We start from the raw sequence: 15773 nt of genomic DNA, 5'->3' as shown, positions 1-15773 counted from the left end.
ATCAGAATTTTACTTGATTTTAACACGGTTTTCCTTTGAAATTTTTAGTTTTCTAGTTTCGTTGGTAGATTTTAGTATGACTGAGTTTTTATTTATTTGTATAAGTTTAAATCCGCCTATCATTTCGCCTAAATTTAGCCATTTATTGTTGATTTTTGCCTTTGTTGCGAGTATGGCATTTAGCCTTAAATTTGGTTGTTTTTTACTATTTTGTTGTATTATTTGTGTATCATTTTTGATAATTTTAAAGGGATTTTTAAGCATGTCTATCTGCTCTTTGCTTGGCATTTGCTTAAATGTAGTATTTTGCGCTGATAAAAGTAGGCAAAATAGCGATATAAGCATCAAATTTCTCATCTTGCCATACCCCAAATTCCTACAACAAGCTCAAAATCTAAAGTGTTTGAGTTGCTTGTAATGAGCAGGTTTTCTATTTTTAATAGTGGAATTCGCATCTCTGCCTGACTTAAAAATTTTAATATATCTTTAAAATCGCCACTAGCTTTTATGTGTATCGATAAAATTTGGCTTATATGCCCTAAAATAGGCGATGTTTGGCTGTTTGTTATCTCTTTTATGTTGATTTGATTTTGTCTTGCTAAAATGGCTATATCATCTAGGAATTTTGCCCAGTTTTTAGTGCTTGGAAGTAGATGAGATATTTCGTTTAAACGCTTATATAAAAGCTCATTTTCAAGTTTTGTAGCCTTTAACTCTTGTATCGTTGCATTTAGTTTGTCTTCATAGGTTTTTAAAATTTTATCTTTATTTGAAATATCAAAATCTTTTAAAGAAATTTGCTTTATGTCGTTTAGTTTTTGTAGTGCTTGAGCGTTTTTACTATTTTTATCACTCAAAAGACTGTTTGATGTTTCAAAAAATAGCAAATATGGCAAAAATGCACCAATTAAGAAAGCAAGTATGGCTAAAATTCGCCTATCGCTCGCATTTTTAGTATCTAAGTGCTCATTTATAAGTCTTAGCATTATCGTAGCCTTATGGTGATGTTACTATCAAAAATACCATTTTTTAATGAAATTTGCTCAGCATTTATGGTGTAGTTTTGACTTATCTTATGGATAAAATTTGTAAGACTAACATCATCATCGCTTAATAAATTTAGCGTTATATTTTCATCTTTTTGACTATAAGATGATAGTAAAATGTCTACTTTGTTTAGCTCTTTTGTTATCTCAAAAAGCGTTGTACTCGCACTTTGGTCGCTTACTTTTTTACTGGTAATGTCGTTTAGCAAATTTTGATTTAGCTCTTTTTTTGTTTTTTCTGTTTCTAATTGTTTTTGTGTAGCATTTTGTTCAGATTCTAAAGCTTGAACCTTGCTTTTAAAGTTTAAAAAGCTATATTCAAGCTCAGCAAACTCGCTTTGTAGCTTTTGTGTTTTTAAATTTATAAAAAATGCCTGAGTGTAGTTAATGGCAGGATAGATAAAGGCAAGGATAAATCCAAGACTTGCATATATGATTAGCTTGCCAGACTGTGTTTTAAAAAGAGGTTCTGGGCGTTTAAATATGCTAAAATTTATCTCGTCGTTTGTAAGGTTGGCGGCATAAAGTCCTAGCATTGCATGAGTACTGCTAAGATTTTTTGAAGATATAAGTGCGCTTAGGCTGGCACACTTTATGCCCGTTGTTTTTGCGATAAGCTCTACAAGTCCTTGTGTTTGCCCGTAAAAAGCGTCAAGAAATATAGAGTCAATCTCTATATTGTGTATTCGCATTAGGCTTGTTAAAACATCATTTATATACAAAAAACACTCGTTTAGGATAGAATTTAAGCTTTCTGTATGTTCACTATCTTGTGAAAAATCACTATATTTTTCAAGCTTATTTAAAAAATTTTGCTCACTAACTCGCTCACCAATAAGCTCACAAAACTTATCTTTTATAAAGTTTAAATTATATCTCAAAGCCCTTGTAGTAAGTAACTCTCCATCTTTATAAATTGCCAGAAAGGCATCATCATTTTCAAATCTTATAAAGCAGGCGGTGTCCTTTTTGGATATTTTATCGCAGGCATAAAGAGAGGCATAGAGTAGGGGTGCTGGAAGTATATGATCTATGTAGGTCGTGTTGTTTGCCACTCCGATAAATGCTGAGTTTATCATATTATGCGAAGATATAAAGACATTAAATATACTGTTTTGTGAACTTTGCGTTGGTGCTTGGATGTAGGCTATTTTGTATTGGACTTGTGGGTCGAGATTAAAATTTGTATAAATTTTTTGCGTTATCTCGTTTGCAAAATCGCTCGTTTTTATAGTTTTTGAAAGCTCTACTTGCCCCGTTTGCAGATGGATTTGCTTTATGTAAGAGATGTAAAAATTGCCCTTTTTTAGCCCTTTTTGTATATTAAAAGGCTCACTATTGCTACCAGTTACTTTAAAGCTCGTTTGTGTATAAGGATCAATGGTTATTATCGCTAGATTTTTACTCATTGGATATTATTGATAATTATTCATCTTTTTAACCATATTTTCATCCTTACTCCACCCCTTTTTCACTATGACAACAAGCTTTGTAAATACCTTTTTACCACTTAAATTTGCTATAAGTTTTCTGGCGTGTATGCCTATGCGTTTTATCGTCTCTCCGCCTTTGCCTATGATCATTGATTTGTGGATTTCTCTTTCGGTTATGATGGTCGCATAAATTTCAGTTATATCTGTTTTTTCAACCACCTTATCAACCAAAACATCTGTGGAGTAGGGGATCTCATCACTTAAATTTTCATAAATGGCTTCAAGTATAAACTCCCTAAAAATTTCCTTTTCATTTGTATTTGTTATAAACTCTGGGTCAAAAAAATACTCATGTTCTGGCAAAATTTTGCAAATTTGCTCTAAAAGCGGCTTTTGATAAGTCTTTTGTTTTATGCTAAAAGGCATTAGTGCAACAAAACGGTCTTGAAATTTTTGATACTGTAAAAACTTAGCCAAAACTGCCTCATTTTTTACTTCATCTACTTTTGTTAGCACTAAAATGTGTGGTTTTTGTGGATTTAGGCTTAAAAATGTCTCATAATCGCTTGTATCATCATGAATACTTGCTAAAAATATTATAGCATCGCAATCACCGATAGATTTAATAGCTTCATTTATCATCAGCTTATTTAACACTTTTTCGCTTTTATGAAGCCCCGGTGTGTCTATAAAAATTATCTGGTTGCCATCATGCATGACTATGCCATTTATCTTACGCCGAGTGGCATTTTGCTTGTGAGACACGATGGCTATTTTCTCGTTTAAAAGCGTGTTTAAAAGTGAGCTTTTACCAGCATTTGTTCGACCCACGATGCTTACAAAACCAGATCTCATTTTATGCCTTTTAGATAAAATTTCAAACTAAATCCTATAAAATATATCTTGCAAGATCTTGATCTTTAACCACTTCGCTTAGTTTTTCACGCACAAGCTCTGCTGTTACTGATACTTTTTCACCTGCTTTTTCACTCGCCTCAAAGCTAATGTCTTCAATCACTCGCTCTATCACGGTATGAAGGCGTCTAGCACCGATGTCTTCCATACTTTCATTAGCATTTTGTGCTATCTTGGCTATCTCACGAATAGCATCATCTTCAAATTTTAGCTCAACATTTTCAGTTGCAAGTAGAGCGATGTATTGTTTTAAGAGTGAGTTTTTAGGCTGGGTTAATATAGCATAAAGTGCCTCTTCATCAAGGCTATTTAGCTCCACACGAAGCGGGAAACGACCTTGAAGCTCTGGGATTAGATCGCTTGGCTTTGAGATGTGAAATGCACCAGCTGCTATAAAAAGTATATGATCGGTTTTTATGCTACCAAATTTTGTCGAGACATTTGAGCCCTCCACGATAGGTAGCAAGTCACGCTGAACGCCCTCTTTGCTTGGATCTTGGCGACCTGAGTTGGCTGAGCTAACGGCTACTTTATCTATCTCGTCGATAAAGATTATGCCTTCATTTTCAGCACGCCTTAGTGCCTCAGTTTTTATGTCTTCTATATTTAAAATTTTCTCGTTTGCTTCGCTTTCAAGAGCCTTTTTGGCATCTTTTACCTTCATCTCTTTTTTGACGGCTTTGTTTGTCATGCCAATTATCTTGATAAAGCTTTCTTGCATTTGAGCCATATCTGGCGGAATGTTTGAGTTTTCGGCTAGGGTAGGTTGCTGGATCTCTATCTCGATATTTAGATCATCTAAATCCCCATTTTGAAATTTAGCTACCATCTTCTCAAAGCTACGCTCATAATCAGCCATTTTCTCGTCGCTTGCACCTTTTGGAAGCGGCGGAAGTAGCTTTTTGATGATTTTATCTTGTATGTATGCGTTTATCTTATCTTGATTTTTTTCGCTTTGCTCCATTTTTACGAGATTAAACGAAGCCATAGCAAGGTCTCTAACCATACTTTCTACATCGCGCCCCACAAAGCCAACCTCTGTGTATTTGCTTGCTTCTACTTTTACAAAAGGCAGTCCCATCATCTTTGAAAGCCGTCTTGCTATCTCGGTTTTACCAACACCAGTTGAGCCTATCATGAGAATATTTTTTGGCATTATATCATCTTGGATAGCTTTTTCTAGTTTCATTCTTCGGTAGCGGTTTCTTAGGGCTATGGCAATGATTTTCTTTGCATCTTTTTGACCGATGACATAATCATCTAAAAATGCAACTATCTGCTTTGGTGTCATATCCATTACTTTTCGTCCTTAATCACATAAGTTTTTATATTTGTATTTGTGTAAATGCAAATTTCGCCCGCTATTTTTAGGCTCTCTGTTACTAAAATTTCAGCGTCAATATCTGCTAGTCTATCAAGTGCGCGAGCCGCTGAAAGTGCGTAGTTCCCGCCACTTCCGATCGCTGCTATCTTGCCATCTTCTGGCTCTATAACATCGCCCGTGCCACTTAGCAAGAAAATTTTATCGCGGTTTAGCACTAGCATCATGGCCTCAAGCTTTCGTAGGTATTTGTCTTTACGCCACTCTTTGCTAAACTCTATCACAGCCTTTACCAAATCCCCTTTAGCTTGATCTAGTTTGTTTTCAAACATATCAAAGAGATTAAAGGCATCGGCAGTGCTTCCAGCAAAACCAGCCAAGACCTTACCATCTCTGATACTGCGAATTTTTACAGCATTGCCTTTTAACACGGTGTTACCAAAGCTCACTTGCCCATCGCCTCCGATGACTGATTTGTCTTTGCCTTTGTAGGCTAAAATGGTTGTTGCGTGAAACACTACTCGCCCTCGACTTCAACTTTTAAATTTGCGTTTATAGCGTGTCCTAGTTTTACATTTAGGTTATAAATTCCAACCGCTTTTAGGTGATGGTGATCGATTTCTATCGATTTTTTATCGACAACTAAGTGGTGTGTTTTTTCTAGTTCTTGTGCGATATCATCTTTTGAGACCGAGCCAAAAAGTGCTCCATTTGCACCAAGTGGCTTTTTGATAACGACTTTTACTTTTTCAAGCTCTGATTTAAGTTTTTCTAAATTTGCAAGCTCGTATTTTAGCTCTTCGGCCTTTCTTTTTTGCTCTGCTTCATACTGGCGTAAAACATCTGGTGTTGCAGCTTTTGCAAAGCCTTTGCCTATTAAGAAGTTGTTGCCGTATCCGTCTTTTACCTCTTTTATCTCGCCCGCTTTTCCTAGACTTTTTACATCTTTTATAAGTAATACTTTCAAATTTTATCCTTTCTTATTTACTAAAATCTCGTCCCGCTTTTTTGCCGATGATAAATCTAAGCGCATTTAGTTTGATAAAGCCGTCCGCATCTTTTTGATCATAAACGCTATCTTCTTCAAATGTGCTAAATGCCTCGTTGAAAAGATTATCCGTCTTGCTATCGCGACCTAAAATTATGACATTGCCCTTGTAAAGCTCAACGCGAACGCTACCATTTACGCTCTCTTGGCTCTTGTCGATAAGTGCCTGAAGCATAAGGCGCTCAGGCGACCACCAGTAGCCGTTATAAACTAGCTCGGCGTATTTTGGCATGATCTCATCTTTAAGGTGAGCAGCACCCCTATCAAGCGTGATACTTTCGATGGCTCTGTGAGCTTTTAGCATTATCGTGCCACCCGGTGTTTCGTAGCAGCCTCTACTTTTCATGCCAACTGAGCGGTTTTCTGCGATGTCAAGGCGACCGATACCGTGCTTTGCGCCTAGGCGGTTTAGCTCGGTTAAAATTTCAGCTGCACTCATTTTTTTGCCATTTATGCTTACAGGATCGCCTTTTTCGTACCCTATCTCGATGATCTCGCTCTCATTTGGCGCATCTTTTGGATCAACCGTCCAGCGCCACATATCCTTTTCTGGTGCGTTTGCTGGGTTTTCAAGCACAAGACCCTCGTAGCTTATGTGAAGTAAATTTGCGTCCATAGAGTAGGGACTTTTACCTGGTTTTTTCTCGATCGAAATGCCATTTTTCTCAGCATACGCGAGCAGCTTTTCACGGCTATTTAGATCCCATTCGCGCCATGGAGCGATGATGGTTAGATTATCACCTAGTGCGTAGTATCCTAGCTCAAAGCGAACTTGATCGTTACCCTTGCCAGTCGCACCGTGACTTACGCCATCAGCGCCAACTAGCTTAGCTATTTCGGCTTGTCTCTTTGCGATAAGCGGTCTAGCTATCGATGTGCCTAGTAGATACTCGCCCTCATAAACAGCATTTGCTCTAAACATAGGAAATACAAAATCACGAACAAATTCTTCACGCAAATCATCAATAAAGATATTTTCAGGTTTTATGCCAAGACTTAGTGCTTTCTTGCGTGCTGGCTCTAGCTCTTCGCCCTGTCCGATGTCAGCCGTAAATGTCACAACTTCGCACTTATACTCATCTTGAAGCCACTTTAAGATAATGCTCGTATCTAGCCCACCAGAATAAGCCAAAACTACTTTTTTAACCTCTTTTTTCATTTGTATTCTCCTTTTTTATTAAATCAGTTATTTTATCAAAATTTAATTAAACTTTTATAAATGAATATTTATATTTTGTCTGGCTATAAAAATAGTGATAATTAATACTAAATTAATTGTATTATAATATAATTTTTGTTATTTTTTATGGAGAATTTTATGCAAAAAATAAAAAAATATTTTTTACTAGTGTATAGAGGATGGTAGAAGATTTTGGTTTAAAGTAAGTGCAAAATGGTAAAAATATTTATATTTTTGATAATAGCATGTGTTGAAATTTTTGCTAAACCTAGTCAGGTTATCGAGCCTATAAATGATAGCGCGTATAAATATTTTGACATAAATTCGACTATCATGCAAAGTAAAAGCGGTAGAGTATATAAAATTTTTACCGCTCTTGCAAAGGATAAAAACAATGTTAAAAATGTCTTATTTATGACTGATGGAAACGCTCAGTTTTCAATGCTTTTAAACGCTTTTAAGCCAAGCGAGCATCAAAATCCACCACTTATCATAGCTATCGGATATGATACAAATTTGGCTTATGATAAAAGTCTTAGAACATATGATCTCACACCATTTGCTAGCGGTGATGAGTATAAAGATGGTGGTGGAGCGGATGAATTTTATGGATTTATTCGTGAGACATTATTACCTTTTGTAAAGAAAAATTTTGAAGTAAAAAACGCTAAGTATAGCCTATATGGTCACTCTTTTGGCGGTCTTTTTACGCTTTTTTCGATGCTAAAAGGCAATGAGATGTTTGATAACTACTTCATAGCATCGCCATCGCTTTGGTGGGGAGAGTCAAGTATCATAAAAGATGTCTTAAGAGATGGAAAAATATCAAACAAATTAAATGTAAAATTTGTAAGAGTAAGTGTCGGAGAGCTTGAAAAAAGAAAGGGCAAAACTGATAAGCCAGGCACTATAAATGCAAAACAATTAACTCAAATTTTAAGAGATAGCGGAGTGGAGTGTGAGTTTATTTTTTACAAAGGTCAAACTCATGGTGGAGTAATACCACTGGGGTTAAGAGATACATTAAAATATCTATCAAAATAACTTTAAGCCATTTTTAGCTAAAATCTAATTCATGAGAGTAGATAAATTTTTAAATGTAGTAAATATCACTAAGCGAAGAAGTGTAAGTGAAGACATGTGCAAAAACGGTGTTGTGAGTATAAATGATGTAGTGGCAAAACCTAGCAAAGATGTAAAGATAGGAGATAAGATAACGATAAAATTTTTAGTTAAAGAGGTGAGTTATCAGGTTTTAGCTATCCCAGAAACAAAATCCATACCAAAATCAGCCCAAAGCGAGTATGTAAAAGAGCTATGAAGATAACGGCAAAGCTAGATGAAATTTATAAGATAGCAGAGCTTTTGCCAAGGCAGGGGATTGTGATCTTGCAAGGAAATTTGGCTAGTGGCAAGACTACATTGGTTAAGGAAATTGCTAGGTTGCATGGACTAACCCAGGAGATTACTTCGCCTACTTTTAGCGTTATGCAAAGCTATGAGGATAGAATTTTTCATTATGATATTTATCAAAATGGCATAGATGCACTTTTAACAAATGGTTTGTTTGAAAATTTACTTCAAGATGGGCTTCATTTGGTAGAGTGGGGCGATGAGAGGCTGGAAAATTTATTAAAAAAATATGAGTTAAAATACATAAAAGTTATTATAAAAACGATAGAAAATACGAGAGAATACGAGGTAGTTTGTGCATAAGTTACAGATAAAAGAGCTAAAAAAAATGATTAAAAAAACAGATATTATAAAAGGAATTTCACTTGAAATTCAAAGCGGGGAGGTTGTTGGGCTTCTTGGTCCAAATGGAGCGGGAAAGACGACTACTTTTTATATGATTTGTGGACTTATAAGTCCAAGTAGCGGAGGCGTGTTTTTAGATGGTGTCGATGTTACAACCACTCCGCTTCACAAAAGGGCTCAGATGGGGATAGGGTATTTGCCTCAGGAGAGCAGTATCTTTAAGGATTTGAGCGTAGAGGAAAATTTGCTTTTGGGTGCAGAGCTTATATATAAAGATAAAGCAGAATGCGCACAAAAGGTTGAAGAGGTGCTAAATCAATTAAACATAGAGCCCATCCGTGAGCGTAAGGGCGTTAGTCTTAGCGGTGGAGAGAGAAGGCGCTGTGAGATAGCACGAAGCCTTATGATAACGCCTAAATTTTTACTTCTTGATGAGCCATTTGCTGGAGTCGATCCTATAGCTGTTAGCGATATACAAAACATAGTTAGAGAACTTAAAGAGTATGGTATCGGAGTGTTGATAACTGATCACAATGTCCGCGAAACACTTGCGATATGTGATAGAGCTTATGTTATGCGAAGTGGCGAGCTACTTGCTAGCGGTACAGCAAAGGATGTAGCAAATGATAAAAATGTACGCACTCACTATCTTGGTGAAGACTTCAAGCTTTTAGAGTAGGGTATGCTACGGCAACATCAAGCACTTTCTGCAAAAACTAAGCTTAATCAAACTCTTCGTAGCTGGCTTCCGATATTGCAAAGTTCGCTTGATGAATTAAAGGAGACACTTGAGTCATTTGTAAAAAACAACCCTTTTGTTAGTGTTGAGCAAAATAGCTCACACCAAAAGTTAAAGAAAAATTTCTTTAAAGAGCTCAGTAAAAACTCAGTATCAAGCACTCTTGAGGCAACAAGCGTGCAAAAAACAAGTCTTTATGAAAAACTTCTTGAGCAGATAAACCCACCACTTTTTCCTACAACAAAGTCTCAAAATATCGCCTATAAGATCATAGAGTGTATAAATGATGAGGGTTATTTTGAGTATGATGAGCAAATTTTGGGCGAATTTTGTATGGATGATGTGGAACGTATAAGGGCTAGATTTACCCATCTTGAACCAGTTGGTGTGGGGGCAAAAGATTTAAAAGAGAGTTTTTTGTTTCAGCTTGAAAGTTTTGAGTATGAGTCAAAAATTTATGAAACTGCAAAAAAAATTATAGAAAATTTCGAAAATATTGAAAATATGCGAAAGCTAAAAAATTACGATGATGCTCTAAAAATTATAAAAAAATTTAAAAATCCACCAGCCATTGAGTATCTTGATGACGAGATGCAAATAGTCCCAGATATCGTCATAATCACGAAAAACGGCGGTATAAGTGTAAGTGTAAATGAGCATTTGTATCCTGAAATTTTGTTAGATATTGATGGTGTAGATGAGAGTGTGGAGTTTGTTGCTAGCCGTGTGCGTGAGGCTAGGGTGCTTATAGATGCTCTTGAGATGCGAAAAGCAACGCTTTATAAGATAGGTTTGATGATAGTTGAGTATCAATACGACTTCTTTTTTGGTGGCGACATTAAGCCTATGAGGCTTAAAAATTTAGCCGAGGATCTAGGCAGAAACCCATCTACTATCAGTCGTGCTATCGCAAATAAATACCTAGAGTGCGCACGCGGTACCATACCGCTTAAGAAATTTTTTGCTACTGGGCTTGACGATGAAATCTCAAATGAGATGGTAAAAGATTTGATATTAGAGCTTGTAAAAAATGAAAATCCAAAAAAACCGCTAAGTGATCTAAAAATAGTTGAGATAATAAAACAAAAATTTCAAATCCCTATCGTTAGAAGAACGATTACTAAATACCGCCAAGCACTAAATATAGGCAGTTCTGGCGAAAGACGCAGGATTTATGAGATAAATGGGTAGAGCGTATTTTAGATAATTCTATCTTGTTTAAATGCTCATTAAGCTCAGCGGTAAAAAATTTCTTAAGTGGTATGGTGGCCGTATGCGCACTCTTTAGCGTTTGGTATAGTTTTTAATCAAACACTAAAGAGCAGGGGGACTTGGGAGTGTTTTTGCTGGATAAATGAAGCACTAGGCGCTTAGGGCACGCTCTTGCTCTTTAAAAAGCGGCTTTAGGGCTTCGTATGCAAGTTGAATTTTTTCAAATTGCTTTCGGTAGGCATTTTTTACAATATCTGATTTGCTTGAGTGGCGATCTGGATGGTAAATTTTAACTAAGCAAAGATAGCTTTCACGAACAGCCTCAAAGCTACTTCCAACAGCGCATCCAAGGGCTTCAAACTGCTCAGAAAACAGTGATGCCACTGAGTTAAATCTACTTTTTATCTTTTGAGAAACACCATTTTTGTAGTTAGTTTTAAACAAATTTAGTTTTTGCACATCATAAGTAAAGCTTACTATGAAACGCAAATGTTTAGTGCTTGAAATAAACTCACAAAGCGCCTCTATATCATCATCAGTTCTCATTTTTAGTGTGAGTGTTGAAGTCTTTTCGTTTAGTATATAGTTGCATTTTTCAAAGCTTTTAATAATATAGGTAAAAAACAACTTATCTTTTTTATCAATAGAAAAAATAGCATTATCCTTTGCAAAATCAACACCTACACAAATCACCTTTGATAGAGTATTTTGTTGTATATAGTTTAGTTTTATGGTTTTGTATTCAGCAAATTTTATATCGATGACTTCGTTATTTTCACGCTCATAAAGGCATTTTATGAATTTTAGAAAATATTTACGCTGAGGCATCTCGTTTTCGTCATAAAACGAGATAGTTTTACCTTTGCTTTTTAATGTTTTACTAAAATTTTTCTCTATCATTACACGCAAATCAGTATAAATTTTATCATCATCAGTTAAAATACTTAACGACTCAAGCGTATTTTTGATTTTCATAAAAACTCCAAAAATGTTATTTAAAATGTTTAAAGCAAAAAATGTTCCAAAAACTTTGAAAATAAAATCAGAGCATAAATTTTTTTACTATAAATTTGTATAATAATATGACAAAAGGTTAAATTACTACTGTTTTGCATATTTTGTATTGAAAACTATAATTTTCAAATAAATATATATTTTACTACTCTGCTTGCTTTTTTTATTTTAAAATGCCTAAAATTAGCCTTTTTGTGGACTTTACTTTTTGGATGATAAAAATTTATCCATAAAATTTAACATATAAAAATACAAAACATTTGACACAAAATTTTTCGTATAGACTTTTTGGTGTTTTCATTATGTTTTTACATTTTTTTGGCTATTATCTATATTTTAAAATTTTAAGGAGAAAAGATGTTTTCATCATTTTTCGCAAGTAAAAAATGGCTACTTTGGGCATATCTTGGACTTGCATTTTTGCTCTGCTCTACTTATGCGCAGGTACAACTGATGGTTGAGATAAATGGCTGGTATAAGGACTTTTATGACATGCTTCAAAATGTCAAAAACTACAAGATAGATGACTTTTGGGGTGCGATCGCAAAATTTGCAATGATAGCTTTTCCATATGTTTTAATAGCAACGATAACTAATTATTTTACTCGTGTATGGACATTTAAATGGCGCGAAGCTATGACTTTTGACTATCTTTGCTACTGGCAAAAAGTTCAAAAAGATATAGAAGGTAGCTCGCAGCGTATCCAAGAAGATATATATCGTTTTGCCAAAATTCTAGAAAGTCTTGGCTCTCAGATCGTTGATGCTATCATGACGCTAATAGCTTTTATCCCAATACTTCTTGCTTTAAGCTCTCAGGTGCAAGTAACTTTTATGGAAAATGTATCTGGTGCTTTGGTGTGGATAGCGGTGGCTACGAGTGTTGGAGGGCTTGCTATATCGTGGTTTGTGGGCATTATGTTGCCTGGACTTGAGTATAATAACCAAAAGGTAGAAGCATCTTTTAGAAAAGAGCTTGTTTATGCTGAAGATGATAAGCTCAATCATGGCGGAACTGAGAAATTTACATCACTTTTTAATGACTTAAAATATAATTATGGTAGGCTATTTTTGCACTATGGATATTTTGATGTGTGGCGATACTCTTTTAGTCAAGGCATGGTCTTGATACCACTCATAGCTATGGCGCCAAGCGTTTTGGCTGGAGCGATAAGCCTTGGTGTTATGATGCAGGCAACAAACGCATTTAGACAGGTGCATGGCAGCTTATCTGTTTTTATGAATAACTGGACAGTTATAACCGAATTTCGTTCAATACATAAGCGTTTAAAGGAATTTGAAGAAAATATAAACTATAAAAAGTAAACCATCACGGCTTACTTTGCTTGGCTTGGGCTATTTATCGTAGTTATGATATTTATATTATTTAGATACTTTCTAGCTGCTGTTTTTATGTCATCACTTGTTATGTTTTTAAGTGTATTTTCATACCATTTTCTATCAAAAAGCTCATTTTCAAAAATAAAATGTCTCATTAAATTTGCTAGCCAAAACTCAGCATTTTCTAGGTTTTTTGGTATTTGAGTTAGGCTTGCTTTTTTGAAATTTTGCAGATATTCTTTGCTTGCGCCCTGCTCTTTTAAACTCAAGATACTCTCATGGATAGAATTTATAACATCATTTAAATTTTTAGGATCAGTACTAAAGGATATGTTGGCAAGGGAGTTTTTGTATGGAAATTTATCCAGCCTAATGTTTGTCGCAAAGCCGTATGTTTGCCCTTTTTCCTCTCTTATATTTTCACGTAAGAGAGCACTTAAAACAGAATTTAAAGCCCTAGCCCTTAAGCTTTCTAGTCTTGAGTAAGTTATATTTTCATCTTTAAACATTATGCTTACATCGCTTCTATCCGTGGTTTGAAGCTCTTTTTTAAACTCCAAAACCCCTCCCCTACTTCGCACACCATCATCTATAAAATTTTCTTTTTCCCCGTTACTTGGTAAATTTGCTATATATTTTTGCAAAAGTGGTTCTAGTTTTTTTATCTCAAAATCGCCAACTACAAAAAAGATAAAAGAGTTTGCATTTGTAAATTTATCATCTATGATTTGTTTAAGCTCATGCAAATTTAAAGAATTTATCTCATTTTCGTTTGGCTCTTTTTTGCGAGGATCGTCGTTGTATAAAAAATTAATAAACTCTGTATGAAATTTATACTCTGGAAGCTCTTTACTCTTTTTTAGGCTATCGATAGCTTTTGTTTTTATCTGATTTAAAATATTTTTATCAAGCCTTGGAGCATCAAACTCAAGCCATATCGCTTGTAAAAGTGACTCAAAGTCGCTAGTTGAGCTAGAACCATAGTATCCTTGTGTTAGATTGCTAATGCGCTTTTCATAGCTTATGTTTTTACCGCTTAAAATTTTTGCCAGCTCATAGTTGTTAAACTCGCCAGCACCACTTTCATTAGACACTTGCACAGCATACATTCCTTTGTGTGGCTGAGCTAAATTTGATGTCCCGCCACGGCTTATACCCCAAAGTTCTATTTTATTTTTGTGTGTTTTTAACTCTTTTAGGACAACTTTTGTGCCATTTTTAAACTCTAAAGTCCAAAAATCACCATTTTTATTATGCTCTTTTTTGGCTATTTTTTGTATTTTTAGCTTTTTTGTAGCTAAGCTTTTTGGTAAAATTTTACTGAGCGTGTTTAGATTATGTGGCTTTGCTGTTAAAACTAAACTTTTGTATTCATCGTTTAAAAGGCTAAAGTCTTGGGTGGCTAGTATGTTTAGCTCGCTTGAGTTTAGGCTAGTTATCTCGTTAAAACGACTCATAGCTTCATCAAGGCTTATCTCTTTTAAAAGTTTCATATTTAGTTCAAAACTATCTTTTTCACTAAGTATAGTGGAGCCGTTTGATAGTGATGAGATGATGGCGTTAAGTATGTTTTGTGACTTTTGGTTTTTGGCATTTTTATACCTTGTTTTGGCTAAAGATATAAAATTTTGCCTAGCTATCTCAAAGTCATCTTTGCTAAATCCATGCTCTTTTATGCCTTTTATTAGGCTGTTGATTTCAGTAATTGATGCGTTAAAATCGTTATTTAAAACATTTGCGCTAAATGTATAATAAACCTTTTGGTTGGCTATGACTGGTCGTGTTAGACTTACTTGAAGTGGATTTGTGCTCTCGTTTTGATGTTTTTCATAAAAACTTAAAATAAGACTTGAGATGTAGGTATCGGTTAAAATTTTTCTAGCTACAGCATCGTTTGTGCGCGCTTCATAGCGGTCTATGAACACAAGACTTGCGGAGTTTTGTCCTATCTCTTTGTCATCATAAATATTTATATTAAACCCATTTTGAAATGGTATAGTTTTATCTGGAATTTGATAGTTATTTGTATTTTTTGCAGCACTAAAGTGTGTTTTTATGAGTTGTTCTATCTTTTTTACATCAAAGTCGCCAACGGCTATAAATTTCATATTTCTTGGCTGATAAACTCTCTCATAAAATGCTTTTATCGTTGCTACATCTACGCTTTTAACAACATTCATATCGCCTATTGGAAATTTATCAGAGTAGATACTATCTTTGTATAGATTTTTGGCTTGTTGTAAAAATAGCCTATATCTTGGCGTATTGCGCTGGCGTTCTTCTTCGATGATGACTCCCCGCTCCTTTTCAAGCTCAGTTGGGTCAAATTTTACCCCATCTATCCAGTTACTAAAAACTTGAAATGCACTTTGTAAATTTTCATCATTTACTGAAATTTCAAGAGTATAAGCCGTTTCATCATAGCCAGTATGAGCATTCAGGTCAGCGCCAAATCGCACGCCAAGACTTTCAAGCTTTTTTATAAGTTCGTTTTTATCAAAATCACGACTACCATTAAATGCCATATGCTCTACAAAATGTGCCAACCCTCGCTCATTAGGCGCTTCATCTATCGACCCAGCATTTATCACTAGATAAAAGTGAGCTGTTTTTGCAGGTTTTGCGTTTTGTTTTATGTAGTAACTTAGCCCATTTTCAAGCTTTGCAGAAAGCAAATCAGGATCTTGCTTAAAGGCAAAAAGATTAATAAAAAAGAGTAGTAAAAGTAAAATTTTTCTCATTTTTTCTCCGTAAAATAGACTAAAA

General features: G+C 35.0%; 16 protein-coding genes. 6 read left to right on the top strand and 10 right to left on the bottom strand.

The annotated features are described in order from the left end of the window. Positions 1 to 9: 9 nt before the first annotated feature. The 8 genes from LQV35_RS03880 to LQV35_RS03845 are packed head-to-tail and all read right to left on the bottom strand — an operon-like array spanning position 10 to position 6922. Complete coding sequence (locus LQV35_RS03880; protein ID WP_230056549.1) at positions 10 to 357, bottom strand: hypothetical protein; 348 nt, start codon at positions 355 to 357, stop codon at positions 10 to 12. Then, positions 354 to 986 carry a type 4a pilus biogenesis protein PilO gene (gene pilO / locus LQV35_RS03875; protein WP_230056548.1) on the bottom strand — a complete coding sequence of 211 codons (633 nt, stop codon included), beginning with the start codon at positions 984 to 986 and terminating at the stop codon, positions 354 to 356. The genes LQV35_RS03880 and pilO overlap by 4 nt, the downstream gene beginning before the upstream one ends. Then, a complete protein-coding gene (locus tag LQV35_RS03870; RefSeq protein ID WP_230056547.1) occupies positions 986 to 2455 on the bottom strand; it encodes a hypothetical protein in 1470 nt (489 codons plus the stop codon). The genes pilO and LQV35_RS03870 overlap by 1 nt, the downstream gene beginning before the upstream one ends. A 6-nt stretch (positions 2456 to 2461) precedes the next feature. Next, positions 2462 to 3334 carry a GTPase Era gene (gene era, locus LQV35_RS03865; RefSeq protein WP_230056546.1) on the bottom strand — a complete coding sequence of 291 codons (873 nt, stop codon included), beginning with the start codon at positions 3332 to 3334 and terminating at the stop codon, positions 2462 to 2464. Positions 3335 to 3368: 34 nt separating this feature from the next. Then, positions 3369 to 4691, bottom strand: coding sequence for an HslU--HslV peptidase ATPase subunit (gene hslU / locus LQV35_RS03860; protein WP_230056545.1), 1323 nt, complete (start codon positions 4689 to 4691; stop codon positions 3369 to 3371). Further along, positions 4691 to 5233, bottom strand: a complete 543-nt coding sequence (gene hslV, locus LQV35_RS03855) for an ATP-dependent protease subunit HslV (RefSeq protein WP_230056544.1) — start codon at positions 5231 to 5233, stop codon at positions 4691 to 4693. Before hslV ends, hslU begins: the two co-directional genes overlap by 1 nt. Further along, complete coding sequence (gene rplI / locus LQV35_RS03850; protein WP_230056543.1) at positions 5233 to 5682, bottom strand: 50S ribosomal protein L9; 450 nt, start codon at positions 5680 to 5682, stop codon at positions 5233 to 5235. Before rplI ends, hslV begins: the two co-directional genes overlap by 1 nt. A 13-nt stretch (positions 5683 to 5695) precedes the next feature. Then, positions 5696 to 6922: an argininosuccinate synthase gene (locus LQV35_RS03845; protein WP_230056542.1), complete on the bottom strand. Its 1227-nt coding sequence runs from the start codon at positions 6920 to 6922 to the stop codon at positions 5696 to 5698. A 234-nt stretch (positions 6923 to 7156) separates the two neighbouring features. Between LQV35_RS03845 and LQV35_RS03840 the strand changes: the two genes are divergently transcribed. The 5 genes from LQV35_RS03840 to LQV35_RS03820 are packed head-to-tail and all read left to right on the top strand — an operon-like array spanning position 7157 to position 10631. Continuing rightward, positions 7157 to 7987 carry an alpha/beta hydrolase gene (locus LQV35_RS03840; RefSeq protein ID WP_230056541.1) on the top strand — a complete coding sequence of 277 codons (831 nt, stop codon included), beginning with the start codon at positions 7157 to 7159 and terminating at the stop codon, positions 7985 to 7987. A gap of 31 nt (positions 7988 to 8018) precedes the next feature. After that, complete coding sequence (locus LQV35_RS03835) at positions 8019 to 8264, top strand: RNA-binding S4 domain-containing protein (protein ID WP_230056540.1); 246 nt, start codon at positions 8019 to 8021, stop codon at positions 8262 to 8264. Further along, positions 8261 to 8659, top strand: coding sequence for a tRNA (adenosine(37)-N6)-threonylcarbamoyltransferase complex ATPase subunit type 1 TsaE (gene tsaE / locus LQV35_RS03830; protein ID WP_230056539.1), 399 nt, complete (start codon positions 8261 to 8263; stop codon positions 8657 to 8659). The genes LQV35_RS03835 and tsaE overlap by 4 nt, the downstream gene beginning before the upstream one ends. Continuing rightward, complete coding sequence (gene lptB, locus LQV35_RS03825) at positions 8652 to 9380, top strand: LPS export ABC transporter ATP-binding protein (RefSeq protein ID WP_230056538.1); 729 nt, start codon at positions 8652 to 8654, stop codon at positions 9378 to 9380. The genes tsaE and lptB overlap by 8 nt, the downstream gene beginning before the upstream one ends. 3 nt (positions 9381 to 9383) lie before the next feature. Beyond that, complete coding sequence (locus tag LQV35_RS03820) at positions 9384 to 10631, top strand: RNA polymerase factor sigma-54 (RefSeq protein ID WP_230056537.1); 1248 nt, start codon at positions 9384 to 9386, stop codon at positions 10629 to 10631. 171 nt (positions 10632 to 10802) lie between these two features. On the opposite strand, the gene LQV35_RS03815 is transcribed toward LQV35_RS03820, so the two are convergent. Next, the gene (locus LQV35_RS03815) at positions 10803 to 11627 is read right to left on the bottom strand and encodes an adenylosuccinate lyase (RefSeq protein WP_230056536.1); all 825 of its coding nucleotides are present in this window, start codon (positions 11625 to 11627) and stop codon (positions 10803 to 10805) included. Positions 11628 to 12023: 396 nt separating this feature from the next. On the opposite strand from LQV35_RS03815, the gene LQV35_RS03810 reads away from it, so the two are divergent. Next, positions 12024 to 12992: a putative transporter gene (locus LQV35_RS03810; protein WP_230056535.1), complete on the top strand. Its 969-nt coding sequence runs from the start codon at positions 12024 to 12026 to the stop codon at positions 12990 to 12992. A gap of 11 nt (positions 12993 to 13003) precedes the next feature. On the opposite strand, the gene LQV35_RS03805 is transcribed toward LQV35_RS03810, so the two are convergent. Then, entirely contained in the window at positions 13004 to 15748 is a 2745-nt protein-coding gene (locus LQV35_RS03805) for a M16 family metallopeptidase (RefSeq protein ID WP_230056534.1), read from the bottom strand. Positions 15749 to 15773: the final 25 nt, after the last annotated feature.

Origin of the sequence: Campylobacter suis (assembly GCF_905120475.1) — a bacterium.
GTDB lineage: Bacteria > Campylobacterota > Campylobacteria > Campylobacterales > Campylobacteraceae > Campylobacter_A > Campylobacter_A suis.
The sequence above is the reverse complement of the archived record's forward strand: the minus strand, read 5'-3'. Positions and strand labels throughout refer to the sequence as shown.